This is a genomic window from Falsihalocynthiibacter arcticus, assembly GCF_000812665.2.
GTDB classification, from domain to species: domain Bacteria; phylum Pseudomonadota; class Alphaproteobacteria; order Rhodobacterales; family Rhodobacteraceae; genus Falsihalocynthiibacter; species Falsihalocynthiibacter arcticus.
This window is the reverse complement of record NZ_CP014327.1, coordinates 2,803,672-2,819,704: the sequence shown is the minus strand read 5'-3', so window position 1 is coordinate 2,819,704 and position 16,033 is coordinate 2,803,672. Positions and strand designations below refer to the sequence as shown.

16 protein-coding genes are annotated in these 16,033 nt (G+C 54.6%); 3 read left to right on the top strand and 13 right to left on the bottom strand.

Translation table 11 applies throughout. From position 1 onward, the window contains the following. Positions 1-13: 13 nt before the first annotated feature. The 4 genes from RC74_RS13915 to RC74_RS13900 all read right to left on the bottom strand — a co-directional run bounded on the left by RC74_RS13915 (position 14) and on the right by RC74_RS13900 (position 3,839). Positions 14-1,045 (bottom strand): NADP-dependent oxidoreductase, encoded by a 1,032-nt coding sequence (locus RC74_RS13915; RefSeq protein ID WP_039000445.1) that lies wholly within the window; start codon positions 1,043-1,045, stop codon positions 14-16. Positions 1,046-1,307: 262 nt separating this feature from the next. Continuing rightward, on the bottom strand, positions 1,308-2,066 hold the full coding sequence (locus tag RC74_RS13910) for a LamB/YcsF family protein (protein ID WP_039000420.1): 759 nt from the start codon (positions 2,064-2,066) through the stop codon (positions 1,308-1,310). Between the two features lies 1 nt (position 2,067). Continuing rightward, a complete protein-coding gene (locus RC74_RS13905; protein WP_039000419.1) occupies positions 2,068-3,090 on the bottom strand; it encodes a 5-oxoprolinase subunit C family protein in 1,023 nt (340 codons plus the stop codon). Beyond that, positions 3,087-3,839: a 5-oxoprolinase subunit B family protein gene (locus RC74_RS13900; RefSeq protein ID WP_039000418.1), complete on the bottom strand. Its 753-nt coding sequence runs from the start codon at positions 3,837-3,839 to the stop codon at positions 3,087-3,089. The genes RC74_RS13905 and RC74_RS13900 overlap by 4 nt, the downstream gene beginning before the upstream one ends. A 124-nt stretch (positions 3,840-3,963) precedes the next feature. Between RC74_RS13900 and RC74_RS13895 the strand changes: the two genes are divergently transcribed. The 3 genes from RC74_RS13895 (at position 3,964) to RC74_RS13885 (ending at position 6,824) form a co-directional block, all read left to right on the top strand. Next, positions 3,964-4,926 (top strand): TRAP transporter substrate-binding protein, encoded by a 963-nt coding sequence (locus RC74_RS13895; protein WP_039000417.1) that lies wholly within the window; start codon positions 3,964-3,966, stop codon positions 4,924-4,926. A gap of 65 nt (positions 4,927-4,991) precedes the next feature. Next, complete coding sequence (locus RC74_RS13890; RefSeq protein WP_039000416.1) at positions 4,992-5,519, top strand: TRAP transporter small permease; 528 nt, start codon at positions 4,992-4,994, stop codon at positions 5,517-5,519. Between the two features lie 3 nt (positions 5,520-5,522). Continuing rightward, positions 5,523-6,824 carry a TRAP transporter large permease gene (locus RC74_RS13885; RefSeq protein ID WP_039000414.1) on the top strand — a complete coding sequence of 434 codons (1,302 nt, stop codon included), beginning with the start codon at positions 5,523-5,525 and terminating at the stop codon, positions 6,822-6,824. Here the strand turns inward: RC74_RS13885 and RC74_RS13880 are convergent. The 9 genes from RC74_RS13880 to RC74_RS13840 form a co-directional block, all read right to left on the bottom strand. Beyond that, on the bottom strand, positions 6,821-7,339 hold the full coding sequence (locus RC74_RS13880) for a winged helix DNA-binding protein (RefSeq protein WP_039000413.1): 519 nt from the start codon (positions 7,337-7,339) through the stop codon (positions 6,821-6,823). The genes RC74_RS13885 and RC74_RS13880 overlap by 4 nt on opposite strands. A gap of 93 nt (positions 7,340-7,432) precedes the next feature. Next, positions 7,433-9,130, bottom strand: a complete 1,698-nt coding sequence (locus RC74_RS13875) for a dipeptide ABC transporter ATP-binding protein (protein ID WP_039000443.1) — start codon at positions 9,128-9,130, stop codon at positions 7,433-7,435. Further along, positions 9,130-10,032, bottom strand: a complete 903-nt coding sequence (locus tag RC74_RS13870) for an ABC transporter permease (protein WP_039000412.1) — start codon at positions 10,030-10,032, stop codon at positions 9,130-9,132. Before RC74_RS13870 ends, RC74_RS13875 begins: the two co-directional genes overlap by 1 nt. After that, complete coding sequence (locus RC74_RS13865; protein ID WP_039000411.1) at positions 10,032-11,006, bottom strand: ABC transporter permease; 975 nt, start codon at positions 11,004-11,006, stop codon at positions 10,032-10,034. The genes RC74_RS13870 and RC74_RS13865 overlap by 1 nt, the downstream gene beginning before the upstream one ends. A gap of 24 nt (positions 11,007-11,030) precedes the next feature. Further along, positions 11,031-12,611, bottom strand: a complete 1,581-nt coding sequence (locus RC74_RS13860; protein WP_039000410.1) for an ABC transporter substrate-binding protein — start codon at positions 12,609-12,611, stop codon at positions 11,031-11,033. Positions 12,612-12,761: 150 nt separating this feature from the next. Further along, a complete protein-coding gene (locus tag RC74_RS13855; protein ID WP_039000442.1) occupies positions 12,762-13,448 on the bottom strand; it encodes a fumarylacetoacetate hydrolase family protein in 687 nt (228 codons plus the stop codon). Between the two features lie 63 nt (positions 13,449-13,511). Continuing rightward, the gene (locus RC74_RS13850) at positions 13,512-13,820 is read right to left on the bottom strand and encodes a Dabb family protein (protein ID WP_039000409.1); all 309 of its coding nucleotides are present in this window, start codon (positions 13,818-13,820) and stop codon (positions 13,512-13,514) included. A 10-nt stretch (positions 13,821-13,830) separates the two neighbouring features. Beyond that, entirely contained in the window at positions 13,831-14,859 is a 1,029-nt protein-coding gene (locus tag RC74_RS13845; protein WP_039000408.1) for a LacI family DNA-binding transcriptional regulator, read from the bottom strand. A gap of 10 nt (positions 14,860-14,869) precedes the next feature. Continuing rightward, positions 14,870-16,030, bottom strand: coding sequence for a dihydrodipicolinate synthase family protein (locus RC74_RS13840; RefSeq protein WP_039000407.1), 1,161 nt, complete (start codon positions 16,028-16,030; stop codon positions 14,870-14,872). Positions 16,031-16,033 lie beyond the last annotated feature (3 nt).

Sequence of the window (16,033 nt, the reverse complement as noted above, 5' to 3'; positions counted from 1 at the left end):
TGTTTCGTTTGATTTAGTTACCGAGGTGAATAACCCGTTTTCCAAAAGCTTCGCCCCTCAGAAGACCAATAAAGGCCTCTGGTGCTTGCTCCAAACCTTCAATCATCTCTTCGCGATACTTGATTTTCCCTTCGCGCACCCATGCGCCCATTTCACTGGCGAATTCGGGATAGTATTGGCCAAAATCATCAAAGACGATAAAGCCGCGCATTGTAAGACGTTTGCGCAAAATTTGCCCCATCAGATAGTTCATCCGATCCGGCCCATCAGGCAGAGATGTTGCGTTATACTGCGAGATCAACCCGCAGAGTGGGATACGCGCCAAAGTGTTCAACAGTGGAAGAACCGCATCGAAAACAGCGCCGCCGACGTTCTCAAAGTAGATGTCGATGCCTTCTGGAACTGCTGATTTCAACGTCTCGGCAAAACCGTCGGCTTTGTAGTCAATACAGGCATCAAACCCAAGATTCTCAACAACATGCTGACATTTTTCAGCGCCGCCTGCGATGCCAACGACCCGCAGACCCAAAATCTTGCCGATCTGGCCCACGGTGGCGCCCACAGGCCCACTTGCCCCCGCAACCACCAGCGTTTCACCCGCTTTAGGCTGTCCGATATGCTTTAGCGCAGCCCAAGCCGTGAGGCCGGGCATGCCCAAAACGCCAAGCGCCCACGATGGGTTTTCCGGATTTTTGCCCATGTTAATGATGCCGGTTCCGTCCGACAGCGCGTAGTCCTGCCATCCGCCAAACGCAACAACCCAGTCGCCCTCAGCAAACCCGTCTAGGTGCGAGGAAACAACCTGCGAAACGGTCCCGCCAATCATTGGTGCATCCACATCAACGGGGGCCGCATAGGACGGCGCGTCGCTCATGCGGCCACGCATGTAGGGGTCTAGGGACAAATACTCATTTCGGAGCAACATTTGCCCTTTCTCGGGCACGGGTATGGCAACCGTTTCAAGCCGCAAAGTGTTGGCATCTGGCTCGCCTTTTGGTCTTTCGGCAAGTACCAGACGGCGATTTTCGGTTGTTGATTGTGTCATTTTTTCTTGTCCTTTTGTGTGTTCAATCGCGACGTGGGCCGAACTATTCATCATTTTCAGCGCCGCTCAAAGCGACAGCAATGCCAACATCGCTATTTATATCAATCCTTAGTGCGTCCTTACAAACTAAACTTGGTAGTTCACTTTGATAAATTCAACCTCTCGGGCCTAGAAAATCTTCAGTTCTAAGCATCGCTTTCTCAAACGCAAGAAAGGCGAAATCCCCAACTCGACGGAATGTCTTCATCTATCGTTCAGAGAGCTAAAATGCGTGAATGTCGTAACCAGACAATTCCAGTTTCGCCCGCAACCCACGCGCCATTGGAACCGCGCTTTCGCCGTCACCATGCAAGCAGATGGTATCAATCTGACACGGGATAACCTTACCGCTTTGGGCGATAATTCCGCCTGCTTCAAGCATCGCAACAATCCGCACCGCCGCCACGTCAGGGTCCGTAATAACCGCCCCCGGAGTGCCACGCGTAACCAACGTCGCGTCGTCGTTATAGGCCCGATCCGCAAAGATTTCGCCCGCCCACGCACAGCCCAAATCCTTTGCCACAGCCTCCATCGCTGTCGCGGTCAAGACCATCAGAATGATATCGGGCTGAACTTTTAATGCGGCCTCATAACAAACCCGCGCCATCGCCTCAGATTCCGAAGCCATATTCGCCAGAGCGCCATGCAGTTTTAAATGCCGAACCTCCCCACCAACGCTGCGTGCCATCGCTGCCGCTGCACCCAACTGATAGGTGACCATATGCGCAAGTTCAGCGTCCGACAGGGCAATGCGACGGCGCCCGAAACCTTGCAAATCCGCAAAGCCTGGATGCGCGCCAATGCCGACGCCCTTCTCAAGGGCCACTTGCATCGTTTGCGCCATTGTATCCGCATCACCTGCGTGAAAACCACAGGCGATATTGGCGGAGCTAACAACATCCAGAAGGGCCGCGTCATTGCCCATTTTCCATGGGCCGAAACCCTCGCCCATGTCCGCGTTCAGATCGATTGTCTTGGCCATTTTACGTCCTTTCCAGATCGTCGCCAGCGGTCACGCCACTGATCAATTGGTATGCGAGCAAATCCGCGATATCATGGGGGTCACGCAGGGCTGGCTGCACCTTGGTTCGCAGCACCCGCAACTGCTCGGCCTCATTGGGGGCACTTGCATCGGCAACCTCCAACGCTACCATTTCAAACCGCAAATGGGCTCCCGCCGTGGCCTGTGCCACAAGCGGTAAATCCTGTGCAACGACCGTGCCAATGCGCGGATAGCCCCCAACCGTTTGGCATTCACACAGTAAAACAAAAGGCACGCCATCCCCCGTCATTTGGATATCCCCCGGCATGATAAATTCGGACGCCAAGCCTTTGGGTGCAATATTGGCAAACGGCGGCTCCGAGGTCTCCAATCGCAGGCCTTGCCGGTTGGCCTGTGCGCTTCGGAGAAATGTGGTCGCTTGAAAGCGCGCCAGCGTTTCGGTGCTAAAGAATTCCGTCTGTGGCCCCGCAATCATCCGAATGGCTCCACCAGAAAAACGCGCGTCAGGTGTAAGTTTTTGCGCGGGTGCGGCGATGTTTAAATCCTGATTTAGCGCAAGAATATCCCCTGCTGCCAAAGCCTCGCCAACCCCTGCCACAAGGTGGGTCGAAATACTGCCCATCCACTCGGGCACAACCAATCCTGCGGCAGGGGTAAGGTAGCCATATGTGCCGTGCAACGCGCCGCCAATTGTCAGGCGTTGATTGGGCAAAAGGAGATGCGTCATGTTCCAGCTAACGGGTCGCCCATCAATACTCGCGCGCATTGGCGCACCCGTCAGGGCAAAGCGCATCGGCACATCACAGCTAAACACGCCGCCTATACCCGCCATTTCGATCGCGGGGATCACGTCGGGCAAACCTAACAACGCGGTCGCCTCGAACAAGGCAAGACGGTCCGCAGCGCCCCCCGCCGAAAGCCCCTGCGCGATACGGTTTGGCCGCCCCAAATCTTGCACGCTCATGCTGGGGCCTGCCCGCTCAATCGTCAAGGAGCCGCTCATCGGAGCACCTCGCAACGTGCGCCGCCAAGCCCGTCCGGATTATCCGCCGAAATGCGGGCCATTTCATCCTCAGTGACCGCAGAAAATCGCAATGCATCCCCCTGTTGCAAGGCAATAGGCTCGCTGCGTGTGGGTAAAAACGGCCGAAACGCGCAAAGCCCGATTTGCCGCCAGCCCGTCACACTTGGGTTGGCAAAAAGGACCAATTGGCGCACGGCCACGACCAAAGCCCCCGCTGGAACTTTAGGCGTCAATTCTGTTTGCCGCGGCAAATCCCACTGTGGCGGGAGCAGGCCAATATAAGGTTGCCCCGGCGCAAACCCAATAGTCAGCACCCGTAGGTCTGTGTCCGTCACATCGCTTATTGCCTGCGCCTCAGAACGCCCCGCCATCGCGGCGGCCTCCTGCAATTGCGGTCCAACTGTGCCGCCAAATTGAACCGGAATATGCCAAAGACGTATCGCGTCGGGCATTTCAGTCGCTTGCAAATCAAACCGTGCGAGCAAGGCTCCAAGCTCTTGCGCCAAATCCGCGCGTGTTGTGCGCAATGGGTCAAATTTGAAGAGGACCGAGGTTAATGCCGCTGCGATCTCTTGCACACCCTTTAGGCCTGCCGCATCCGCAATGCCGAAAAACCGCTGCACGGCACTTGTGGCCTGCGCAGAACTCGTCAAAGCAAAGCGCACAATCAGCCCGTCTTGCCCCATAGGCAGAACTTCAGGCGAAATATCTCCGTTGGAATTGGTCATTTCATGCCTTTTCTGGGTTCAAAAAAGATTCTGCTTGACCAGAATCGCAAAACAATGACAATTTGTCAACGTTATATCATTAAAAGACTGCAATCATAAAAACGCCATCAACGGGAGATCACAAATGTTAAAATATGCAGCCACGCTCGCCATGAGCCTTGGACTCGCCGCCCCAGCACTCGCGGAAACTTGGGACATGCCAACACCATATGGCGACAGCACCTTCCACACGGTCAACATCCTACAGTTTGCCGACGATGTCGCAAAAGCCACCGATGGCGCCCTTGAAATCACCGTTCATTCGGCGGGTTCTTTGTTCCCCCACGGCGAAATCAAAACCGCTGTGCGCTCTCGTCAGGTCCCCATCGGCGAGTTTTTCTTGTCTACCCTGTCCAACGAAGATCTGGCCTTTGGCATCGACAGCCAACCTTTTGTGGCCACAAGCTACGAAGATGCAACCAAGCTTTGGGAAGCGCAAAAACCAGTCATCACCGCCCTTCTCGCGGAACAAGACTTGATGCCGCTCTTCTCGGTAGCATGGCCCGCCCAAGGCCTTTATACCAACGGTGAAATCGCCGACATCGACGGGCTGTCTGGCCTGCGTTTCCGCGCTTACAACGCCGCCCTTGAAGAATTCGCAGCCCTCGCTAAGGCCGCCCCTGTACAAGTCGAAGCCTCCGATATCGCGCAAGCCTTTGCCACTGGCCAAGTGGAAGCAATGATCACCTCTCCCTCGACTGGTGCCAATTCCACGGCTTGGGATTTTGTGTCCCATTACACCGCGATCGACGCTTGGGTTCCTAAAAACATCGTTGTCGTCAACAAACGCAGCTTCGACGGGCTTGCGCCCGAAGTTCAAGCTGCCGTGCTAGAATCTGCCGCAGCCGCCGAAGTTCGCGGTTGGGAAATGTCCAAAGCAGAAGCCGCCGACAAGACCCAAATCATGGCCGATAACGGCATGATCATCGTTGAACCTTCCGAAGCTTTGGTCAGCGGTTTGCAATCCATCGGCGCGACAATGCTCGACAATTGGAAAGCAAGCGCAAGCCCCGACGCCTTGGCGATCCTGAACGCCTATCAAGAGTAACCCACATTACCCCAAGCGCTCCGCTGCTCACAGCGGGGCGCTTTTTGCTTTGGGAGGGGCACACCATGTTACGCACCAGTCTTGATCGACTCTATACCTTTGCCGCCGCCATCGCGGCACTTGCCATTGTGGCGATTTGCCTACTGGTAACAGCACAGGTCAGCTTGAATATCCTCGCGCGGATCGGCGGCCCTGATTGGTCCTACACCATCCCGTCCTATGCGGATTTTGCTGGATATTTCCTTGCCACCGCCAGTTTCATGGCCATGGCATATACGTTGCGCTCTGGCACCCATATTCGCGTCAACCTGATGGTTCAGCGCCTTCCGGAGCACTCCAGATGGATTTTGGAGATCGGAACGCTGGTTATTGGTGCGGCGGTCTCGAGTTATGCCACGTATTTCACCGCCGCTTTGGTACAGGAGAGCTGGCATTACGGGGATAAATCCACTGGCATTATCGCCATTTCCCTCTGGATACCGCAACTCACCATGGTCGTGGGCCTTGCGCTTTTGACCCTCGCTTTTGTCGACACGCTTCTCGAAAGCCTGCGCGCCAAATCCCCCATCCTCACTGACACCGGATCGGAGTAGCCCATGTCCGACCCCGCAATTTTCCTCCTCCTGCTTGGGCTTTTGCTCTCCCTTCTTGCTATGGGAGTCTGGGTTGCGATTTCCCTAACGATCATGGCATTGGCCGCGCTCGTTTTCTTTTCCAACGCGCCGCAAGGCCTCGTTTTGGCGACCACCCTCTGGGGTCACAGCCACAGCTGGCCCCTCGCCGCCCTGCCCCTCTTTATTTTGATGGGAGAAATCCTGCTGCGGTCGCGATTGAGCCAAGACATGTTCTCTGGTCTCGCACCATGGCTTGGCCGCGTTCCGGGCCGATTGCTGCACGTCAACGTGCTTGGTTGCGCGATCTTTGCAGCGGTATCTGGTTCCTCGGCGGCCACAGCAGCCACCATCGGACGCATGTCCGTGCCCGAATTAACCAAACGCGGCTACCCCGAACACCTGATCCTCGGCACCCTCGCAGGCTCCGCTACTTTAGGCCTCCTGATCCCGCCTTCGATCATCTTGATCGTTTATGGCGTAGCCACAGAGCAATCCATCGCCCGCCTTTTTGTTGCGGGTATCTTGCCTGGAATCATGCTGGTTTCACTGTTCGCGGGCTATGTTATGTTTAGCGCATGGCGCAATCCCTCGGACTTTCCTGCCGAAGAAATCACGCTCCCCTTTCGCGCCAAACTCAGAGCGTCCCGCCGTCTGATCCCCGTTCTACTCCTGATTGGCGGGGTGATTGGCACAATTTACACGGGCGTTGCCTCACCCACCGACGCGGCTGCCGTTGGCGTGGTGCTTGCAACCATTCTAGCGCTCAGTTCTGGCGGCTTTGGCTGGGAGCAATTCAAGGAAGCGCTGATGTCCTCCACGCGGACCTCCTGTATGATCGCCTTTATCCTTCTGGGCGCGGCATTTTTGGCCATTTCCATGGGCTTCACTGGCATCCCGCGCCATCTGGCGGAATGGATCGCGACGTTCAACCTTTCGCCCTATGCACTGCTTGCCGTACTGACGGTTTTCTTTATCGTTTTGGGGTGTTTTCTGGATGGTATTTCGGTTGTCGTCCTGACCACCTCGATCATCCTACCCATGGTCGAAGCCGTGGGCATTGATCCGCTTTGGTTCGGGATCTACCTCGTTCTAGTCGTCGAGATGAGCCAAATCACGCCGCCTGTTGGCTTCAACCTCTTTGTCATCCAAGGGCTAACGGGCATCAATATCCTGCGGGTTGCGCGTGCGGCTTTGCCGTTCTTTTTCCTGTTGCTGTTTGGCACCCTATTGATCACGATCTTCCCGCAAATCGTCACCTTCCTACCCGACGCAATGAATAACTAAAGCGAGGCTGCCGCGCGACTGGCTTGATCAAAAAGGCCCGACATAGCCCGAAGCGCGGCAGCAATCTCTCGCAACTCTTCGCCCGCCAATCCCGAATGGGGCAAGGATTCGAGTAGGCATTGCGCCCGCACATCACGGTAGCGTTGGCACAACTCTTGGCCCGTGTCCGACGCCTTGTAAAACACCTCTTTACCACGCTTTTCCGAAGTCAGCAGCCCAAGCTTTAACAGTTTTCGCAGGGCGTAGGTTACCGTATGGGAATCCTCAATATTCAGTAAAAACGCAATATCGGTAAGGCGCTTTTCACGATCCCGATGATTGGTATTGTGCAGCACCAGAATTTCGAGCGGTGACAATTCGGGCATACCCGCCGCCGTCATACAGCGCTGCATCCAACGATTGAAAGCGTTATGAGCAATGATCAGCCCGTATTCAAACTCCGACGCCTCCCAGCCATCGCCCTCCGCCAAGTGACGGGATGAAACAATACGGCGATTATTCGGGGGCATGGTCATAGTAACTCGCAGATAAATTAAAGATAAAGTATCAACATAATGCGACTAATACTTCGCATTCGCAAGCTTTCTAACAGCAAAAATACACGTGAATTACCCGACCGAATGCGAGGGTTTTCGTAACGACATTGACGGCGTGAGGGACAAGAGGCTTTTGGAATAGTCGCTTTGAGGATTTTCAAAGAACTGCTCAGAGGGGCTCGCCTCAATCACTTGCCCGCCCTTCAAAACAACAACATCATCGGCCATCTGCCGCACCACGGCGAGGTTATGGCTAATGAATAGGATCGTTAGCCCAAAGCGATCCTGCAAATCTTTGAGCAGATTAAGGATTTGCGCTTGAATGGACACATCCAACGCCGAGGTCGGCTCATCGCAAATCAGCACTCGCGGACGCGCCAAGAGCGACCGCGCAACGGCGATCCGTTGACGTTGGCCGCCGGAAAACTGATGCGGATAACGGTCGATTGTGTCCGCTGGCAAGCCCACCAATGAGATCATCGCGGCACATAGTGCCCGCCGTCGCTGGGCATCTGGTTCAAGCCCATATAAGGATAGCGGTTCCGACAAGATCGCTCCAATCCGATGCCGTCCGTTCAAGCTAGAATAGGGGTCTTGAAAGACCATCTGTATCAACCTGCGAGAGGGATCTTTTCGACCACGATCTCGTGCGAGTGGCAACGCTTCATCGCCAAGGCGCATGTGCCCTGTTGCGGGTTGGATCATCCCAGAGATCACCCGTGCAAGCGTCGATTTCCCTGACCCACTTTCGCCGACCAGTCCCGTAACGCTTCCCGGCTTGACCAAAAATGACACGTTATCCAATGCGACGAGGGGCGCAGGTTTCTTAAAAAGGCTCGTGCGAGTTCCGAAAAAACGCACCGTAATATCTGTGACGTCCAAGCCTTCGCCCAAGGTTTGCGCGCCTTGCCGAAGCCATTCGCTCGCATCCTCGCTCGCCTGCGCCGTAGACGGCAAGGTACTTTCTGGCACAAGGAAGCGTTGCATTTTATGATCTAGCGGAGGAACCGCCGCCATCAAGGCTTGGGTATATTCATGTTGCGGCGCGCCAAGAACTTGCTCGGTTGGCCCCGTTTCAACCACTTTTCCCCCGCGCAGCACGGTCACCTGATCGGTGATTTGGGCGATGACGCCGATGTCATGGGTGATTAGGAGAAAACCAATGCCACGGGTGTCTGCTGTTCTGCGTATTAGTTCCAAAACTTGGCTTTGAACGGCAACGTCCAATGCGGTTGTGGGTTCGTCCGCAATGATCAATTCAGGGTTCGTACAAAGCGCCAAAGCAATCACAACCCGCTGCCGCATCCCGCCCGAAAACTGGTGCGGATAAGCGCGGATGCGCTGCGCTGCGTTTTCAATGCCAATTTCTTCGAGCAGGTCGATCGCCCGTTGTCGGGCCTCGCTGGCGTCGATCCGTTCATGCGCGAGGATGGTCTCGATCAATTGATCTTCAATTGTCATCAACGGATTGAGGCTGGTTTGCGGATCTTGAAAGATCATCGAAATACGCTTACCACGCACGTTATGCGCCTCATTTGGCGAGAGGCCGCGCAGGTCGGTTTGATCCAACGTTAATGTGCCCGCAGCAATCCGACCGGGAGGCTGTAGCAAGCCGATTATGGCCGCGCCGATGGTCGATTTCCCCGCCCCGCTTTCACCGACAAGCCCATGGATTTCCCCCGGAGCAATCGTCAGGGACACGTCCTCAATGGCGGTAAAAACCCCATGACGCCCCGGAAATTCGACAGTAAGACCTGAAACTTCCAGCATCATCGCACCTTCGGATTAAAAACGTCGCGCAGAAAATCGCCAAGGATGTTAATCGACACCACAAGCGCCACAAGGAACAGCGTGGGCACCCAGAGAATCCACCACTCACCCGACAGTAAAAACTGCATACCAATGCGGATCAAGGTGCCGAGAGAGGGGCTGTCGGCGGGGAGGCCGATGCCGAGGAAGGACAAGGTCGCCTCAAGCAAAATCGCCGAAGCAAGGTCGACCGTCATGATGACCAACAGCGGGCCGAGGATATTGGGCAGGATGTGATACGTCATCACCCGCAAAGGATGTTGCCCCATCATGATCGCCGCTTGAACGTAATCTTTGTTGCGTTCCACAAAAACCGATGCCCGTGCCGTGCGGGCAAAATTCACCCAAAGGGATAGCGCAATGGCCAGTGTCAAAACCGCCACGCGAAAGCTCTGTTGAACATCCGGCGGCAATAATCCGCGCGAAATTCCATCAATCAAAAGTGCCGTCAGGATCGCGGGAAGCGCCAGTTGTACATCGGCAATACGCATTACAATGGCATCAAACCGGCCGCCGAAATACCCCGCGGCAAGGCCAAGCCCAATGCCGAGCACCGAGGCAATCGCCATCGCCATCAACCCGATGGTGAGCGACAGTCGTGCGCCAAAGAGTATCGCCGCGATCATATCCCGCCCCTGATCGTCCGTCCCCAACGGAAAGCGCGGATCGCCCCCCTGCCAAAGCGGAGGCAGGAGGCCATCCATCAGCGAAAACGACGCGAGATCATAGGGGCTGGTCGCAACAATCCAAGGCGAGAGAAGCGCGCCACCGATAATCACAATGGCAACAATCGCCGCCAAAACCGCCGCAGGGCTACGCCAGAAAAGCCACATCCCGTCGCTTCGCCAAATACGCCCCAACATCAGACGTCCTCCTTCACGCGCAACCGTGGATCAATGGCGAAGTATAATAAATCGACCAGTAAGTTCACGAGGACAAAGAAAAAGGCGATGACAACTAAATAAACGCCCATCACCGGAATATCGACAAACCGAATGGATTCAAGGAACAAAAGCCCCATCCCCGGCCATTGGAACACGCTTTCGGTGACGATGGAAAAGGCGATCACGCCGCCGAATTGCAAGCCAATGATCGTGATAACGGGGATCATCGTATTGGCCAAAGCATGGCGGAAATACAGTGAACGATACGGAATGCCGCGCGCGGTGGCAAAGCGGATATAATCCGATTGCATCACTTCCATCATTTCCGCGCGCACCAATCGCATTGTCAATGTGAGTTGGTAAATGCCCAAGGTCAGCGCAGGCAAAAGGAGCGACCTCCAGCCATCTAAAGTAAAGAGCGACGAGGTCCAGCCACCAATTTGAACGGTCCCTCCCCGTCCGAATGTCGGCAACCAACCCAGCTGAACCCCGAACAGAAAGATCAAGAGAATGCCAATAACAAAGGTCGGAATGGACACCCCGACAAGGGTTGTCAGAAGGATCGTTTGGCTTGTGAGACCCTTTGGCCGTAGGGCGGTAAAGACACCCGCCGGAATACCAACGAGCAGCGAAATCAGCAGGGCAACAACCCCAAGCTCGAGCGTCGCAGGAATACGTGTGGCAATCATGGAGGCCACGGGTTGGCGCGTTCGGTAGGAATAGCCGAACTCCCCATGCAGCAGATCACTGGTGAAGCGATAAAACTGCGCAACAATTGGATCATTCAGCCCCAATTCCTCGCGCAGTCTGTCTTGGTCGGCGACCGAAGTCTCGACCCCCGTCATTTGGCTCACCGGATCGCCAACGAAGCGAAATAGCGAGAAAGCCAAAAAGGCGACGGCGATCATCACAAATACGGATTGGATCAACCGCTTGAATATAAACAATGCCATCGCCTTGATTTCTCGATATTTTTCTTAGTTCACTGTCACCCAGCGCAAGATAAAGAAGTTATCCGCGCGTTGGGTAAGGTCGATATTGTCTTTGGATGCCCAGATGAGCGGCTGGGTATAAAGGGGAATATAGGCCACCTCGTTTTGGGTGATCTCAACGATTTCGTCGATCATAGTCTGACGTGTAGTTGGGTCGATTTCCTCTTGGATCAGTGGCAGCAATTCATCGACGCGTGCATTGGAATAGTTGCCAAAGTTCCACGATCCGAGCTTTTTCTCATCGTCTTGCGAGTTCAGCAAAAAGCGGATCGGGTGCTCGGCGTCGAACGTGCCGGGGGACCAACCCAACAAGAACATATCGAAATCGTCTTCGCGAAGTTGTGTCCAGTAATCGCGCACGGGTCCGGTACTCAACTCGGCATTCAGACCCACAGCGGCAAACATGGATGCGGCGGCGCGACAGAGGGCTTCGTCGTTGATGTAACGGTCGTTTGTACATTTCAGACCGAAGGAAAATCCGTCGGGATAGCCGGCCTCGGCCAGCAATTCTTTTGCGCGTTCGGGATTGTATTCCGGCCGGTTGGTGTGGGCGTTTGAGTAGCCGGAAATGCCTTCAGGTACCAACTGATTGGCCGCCTCAATTTTCCCGCGAAAGATGACGCGATCAATGGCATCCATGTCAATTGCATGGGCCGCAGCAAGCCGGACTTTGGAGTCCTGAAAGGGGTTGGCATCAGTGACATCAGAAGAATACAGCAACGCGTCGTGCTCATGTCCAAAACCAAACATGATCACGCGGGTTTCTTCGCCTTCCAAAACCTTAAAGCCATCGCGGCCTTCGACTTGTTCCGCATCCTGCAATGGAATGGGTTGGATGAAGTCAATTTCTCCTGAAAGCAAAGCCGCCAATCCGGTAGACGAATTGCCGATGGGCGTAAAGATCGCCTCCGTCACATTGTGCTCGACGTCGCCCCACCATGTGGCATTTGGCGTCAGACGTGTTTCAACACCGGGATCGCGACTAGCCAAGGCAAAGGCCCCTGTTCCGTTGGCGTTCATCGTGGCGAAATTCTCGGCGTCGCGGGCGGGAAGGCTTGCATCATTGCTCTCGGCCCAATCCTGATCGAGGATCATGAAGTTCGCGATGCTGTCTGGAAACAACGGATTTGGCGCTTCGGTTATGAAATCAATGGTGTAGTCATCCACGATCCGCACTTCGGTTACTGGTGCAAACCAAGACCGCGTGTCCGCCGCCTCATCGGAAGCCCGTTGGTACGAAAACAAAACGTCTTGCGCATTAAACGCGGAGCCATCCTGAAAGGTCACTCCTTCGCGCAAGTTGAAACGCCATCCATTTTCGCCAAATAGAGGCTCCCAAGAGACGGCCAACGAGGGTTCAATCGTCATGTCGCGGCCACGACGCACAAGCCCTTCATAGATATTATTCAGAAATGAAAGGACAGGTGTCGAATTAACGGCATGTGGGTCCATCGTTTGCGCATCCGTCGTTGAGGCCCAACGAAATGTTTCTGCGGAACCTTGTGTCGCGGTCAAAGCAAACAGTCCCGTTAAGGCCGTGCTCAGCATAAAACTTGTCGATTTCATTGAGTATCTCCCGTGGAATTTTTTGACTTTTTAGTTGGAAACAGTTTTACCGCCACACTTGCGAGCGTCAACTATCGAAAACGTGATGAGTCCGCGCCAAAGTCTGATTGGCAACCCTACGTAAATGTGTTTGCGCACACAAGTAGCGTGTCAAACGACCGTTACGACCAGCTTTCCCATGCCCTCGATTGTGGCCTCCATAATATCCCCGACCTCAACGGGTCCAACCCCAGCAGGCGTTCCCGTGAGAATAACATCGCCCGGTGCAAGTTCGAAGTACTCCGACAAATAGGAAATCATTTCCGGCACCTTCCAGATCATTTGGTTCAGGTTGCCCTCTTGACGAATATCGCCATTCACCTTCAATTCAACGCGCCCTTGGTCAGGATGGCCAACCGTTGAAGCAGGGTAAACTTGAGTGATCGGCGCGGAATGCTCAAAAGCTTTGCCGATTTCCCACGGGCGACCCATTTTCTTCATGCGCGCCTGCAAATCACGGCACGTCATGTCGAGGGCCACGCCGTAGCCAAACACATAGGCCATCGCTTCGGCCACAGGAATATTACTGCCGCCAGACTTCAACATCACGGCCATTTCGATTTCGTGATGCACATCCCTAGATTGAGACGGATAGGAAAACACGCCCGAAGCATCAAGGTTGTTCGGGTTTTTCTGAAAGAAAAAGGGCGGTTCTCGATCTGGGTCGTGGCCCATTTCAAGCGCATGTGCGGCGTAGTTGCGACCAATGCAATATACTCGCCTTACGGGGAAGAGCGCATCAGTACCTACAATAGGCAGCGCAGCAGCCAAAGGCATCTCAAAGGCATATTTGGCCATTTCTTTCTCCAATTTCATCTTTAACGCCCCCGAAACTAGGGGGAAGATAAGTCCGTTTAAAACTCAAACACTTAAATCAAATACAATAATTCCATCGTATCCGCCGTTGCACATCGCGACCATTCGTGCGCCCAAGGCCATGTGATGCGGGTGGTTTGCATAGGCCAACAGGGCATCACGATTTTCAAACGTCACGACAAACCCATCGCGGTACGCTGGGGATTTATTCTCAAAATCGAGGTTAGGGCCAAAGCAATAGTCCAGCATTCCGGGCACATCTGCGGCCACCTCGGCGAACCCCGCCAAAACGGCGTCGCGCTCTTCTTGGGTGTATTGCGGTTGAAAATCGACGAAAACACAGTGCTTCAACATGGGAAATTCCTTATTCTGGTGATTGCAAAGATGAGGGCACGACGCTCGACTGTCTGATTTCCAGATGCACCGGAGCACGGTCGGGGCACATCGGCTGAATCCCCGTTTCAAGCCAATCCAGAACGATCCTCGAACTTTGCCGCCCAAATTCCGCGATATCGCAATGAACCGAGCTAAGCTGCGGATAGACGTGGCTGCATTCTTCGATGTCATCGAACCCAATCAGAAAGAAATCCTTGCCAACAACGACCCCCGACTGTGCAAATGCGGACATCATCCCCAAGGCAACGAGATCATTGAAACAGATTGCCGCTTTGACTGTCGGATGCTCCCTGAGCAGTTTAAAAGCGACTTCCCGACCAAAGACCCGCGTGGCCCGCCCGTGAAAAACATGCCCCTGCAAGCCCTTATCAATTATCCCAGTTTGATAGGCCGACATGCGTTCGCTAGTGATGGCCACGCCCTTTTCACCGCCGACAAAGGCAATCTCGCGAATGCCTTGACCGATCAAGTGCTCAACCGCCAACTGACTGCCCGCACCATAATCAAGCGAGTAGAACGGAAAAATATCCGCGCGCATATCCGCTTGTCGCAACACCTGAAGGGTTGGAATGCCCGACTGCGCGATTGCATCAAAGGTCCCTTTTGTGTCGCCATAACACGGAGAAATCAAAAGCGCGGAAACCTCATGTTCAAGCATGGATTGGATCACTTGGTGCTGAATTTTCGGGTCTTCATTTGAATTCGCAATCACCGTGGCCAGCCCATGATCGGAAAACGCCATCTGTGCGCTTGCTGCAAATTCGGTGAAAAACGGGTTGCGCAGGTCATTGATCACAAGTCCAACAAGCCCCGTGCCCGATCCGCGCAACGTTGCTGCGGCGCGATTGCGGACATAATTGAGCGCTTTCATCGACTCCTGCACCAATTTGCGCGTGTCGTCTTTGACCAAGGGGCTGTTTTGAACCACCAACGAAACGGTCGACTTTGACACGCCCGCATGGGCGGCGACGTCGATTATTGTTGGCTTTTTGTTCATTCAATGACCTTTATTCGATTCCATGCAGAGATAAAAGTTGCTTCATTCGATAGACAGCCAAATCCGGCTGGCTAAGAAGGCGGGCCTGATCGGCCAAACGAAACACCTCGGCGTAGTGCGCGATTTCACGCGAGGCTTGGAACCCAGCGGGCATAATAAAATGGCTCTGGGCGCCATTGAGCCACGCGAGAAAAGCGATGCCTGCTTTATAGAACTGCGTCGGAGCTTTGAATATCTCTCGACTGAGCGGAACCGTAGGGCCAAGAAGCGCATGGAAGGTTGCGGAATCGCCCTTGGCCAAGGCCGTAAGCGCTTGCGAGGCGGCGGGAGCGATGGCGGCAAATATCCCGAGCAAAGCGTGTGAAAACCGTGTTCCGTCCCCTTCGATCAAGGCAGCATAGTTAAAATCATCGCCGGTATAAAGGCGTACAGACTCTGGAAGACGCGCCCGAAGGGCCTCCTCGCGGCTTTGTTCCAGCAGCGATATTTTGATGCCGTCGATCTTGTCTTCATGCGCCGTGATGATGTCCAAAACGGAGTCCGCAGCGGCGTCCAGATCATCCGCCCCCCAATAACCTTTGAGGTGCGCGTCAAACATATCGCCAAGCCAATGCAGGATGATTGGCTCCTTGGCCTGCTCAATCAAGCGACCGTAAACACGGGCATAGAAATCTGGACCCGTTCCCGCAGCAACCATAGCGCGGCTTGCCATGATGATGACTTGGCCACCTGCCGCCTCAATCGCTTCCATTTGTTCGGAATAGGCGCGAATGAGCATGTCTTCGGAGGTCAACGCGCTGATGTCGTATTGATCGGTGCCCGCACCACAGGCGACGCGCGGTTTTAACGGATGCGCTTTGGCCTCGATCATCGTGCGTTCAATCAATTCCTTGGCTGTGAGCCAATCAACCCCCATCCCGCGTTGGGCTGTGTCCATCGCTTCCGCCAACCCGAGACCCTGATCCCAAAGCGTGTGGCGAAACTTAAGTGTATTTTCCCAATCCACCGCAGGGCGTCCCACCCATGGCGCGCGTTCGGCCAACGGATCAGAAACCACATGCGCGGCGGCAAACGCTGTGCGGGTAAAAGGAACCGACGGCACTTGCGGCACCAATGGATCGCCAATCAATGTGTAGGTTTTGAGCGTATTTTCATATGTGGGTAAGCGCATCTA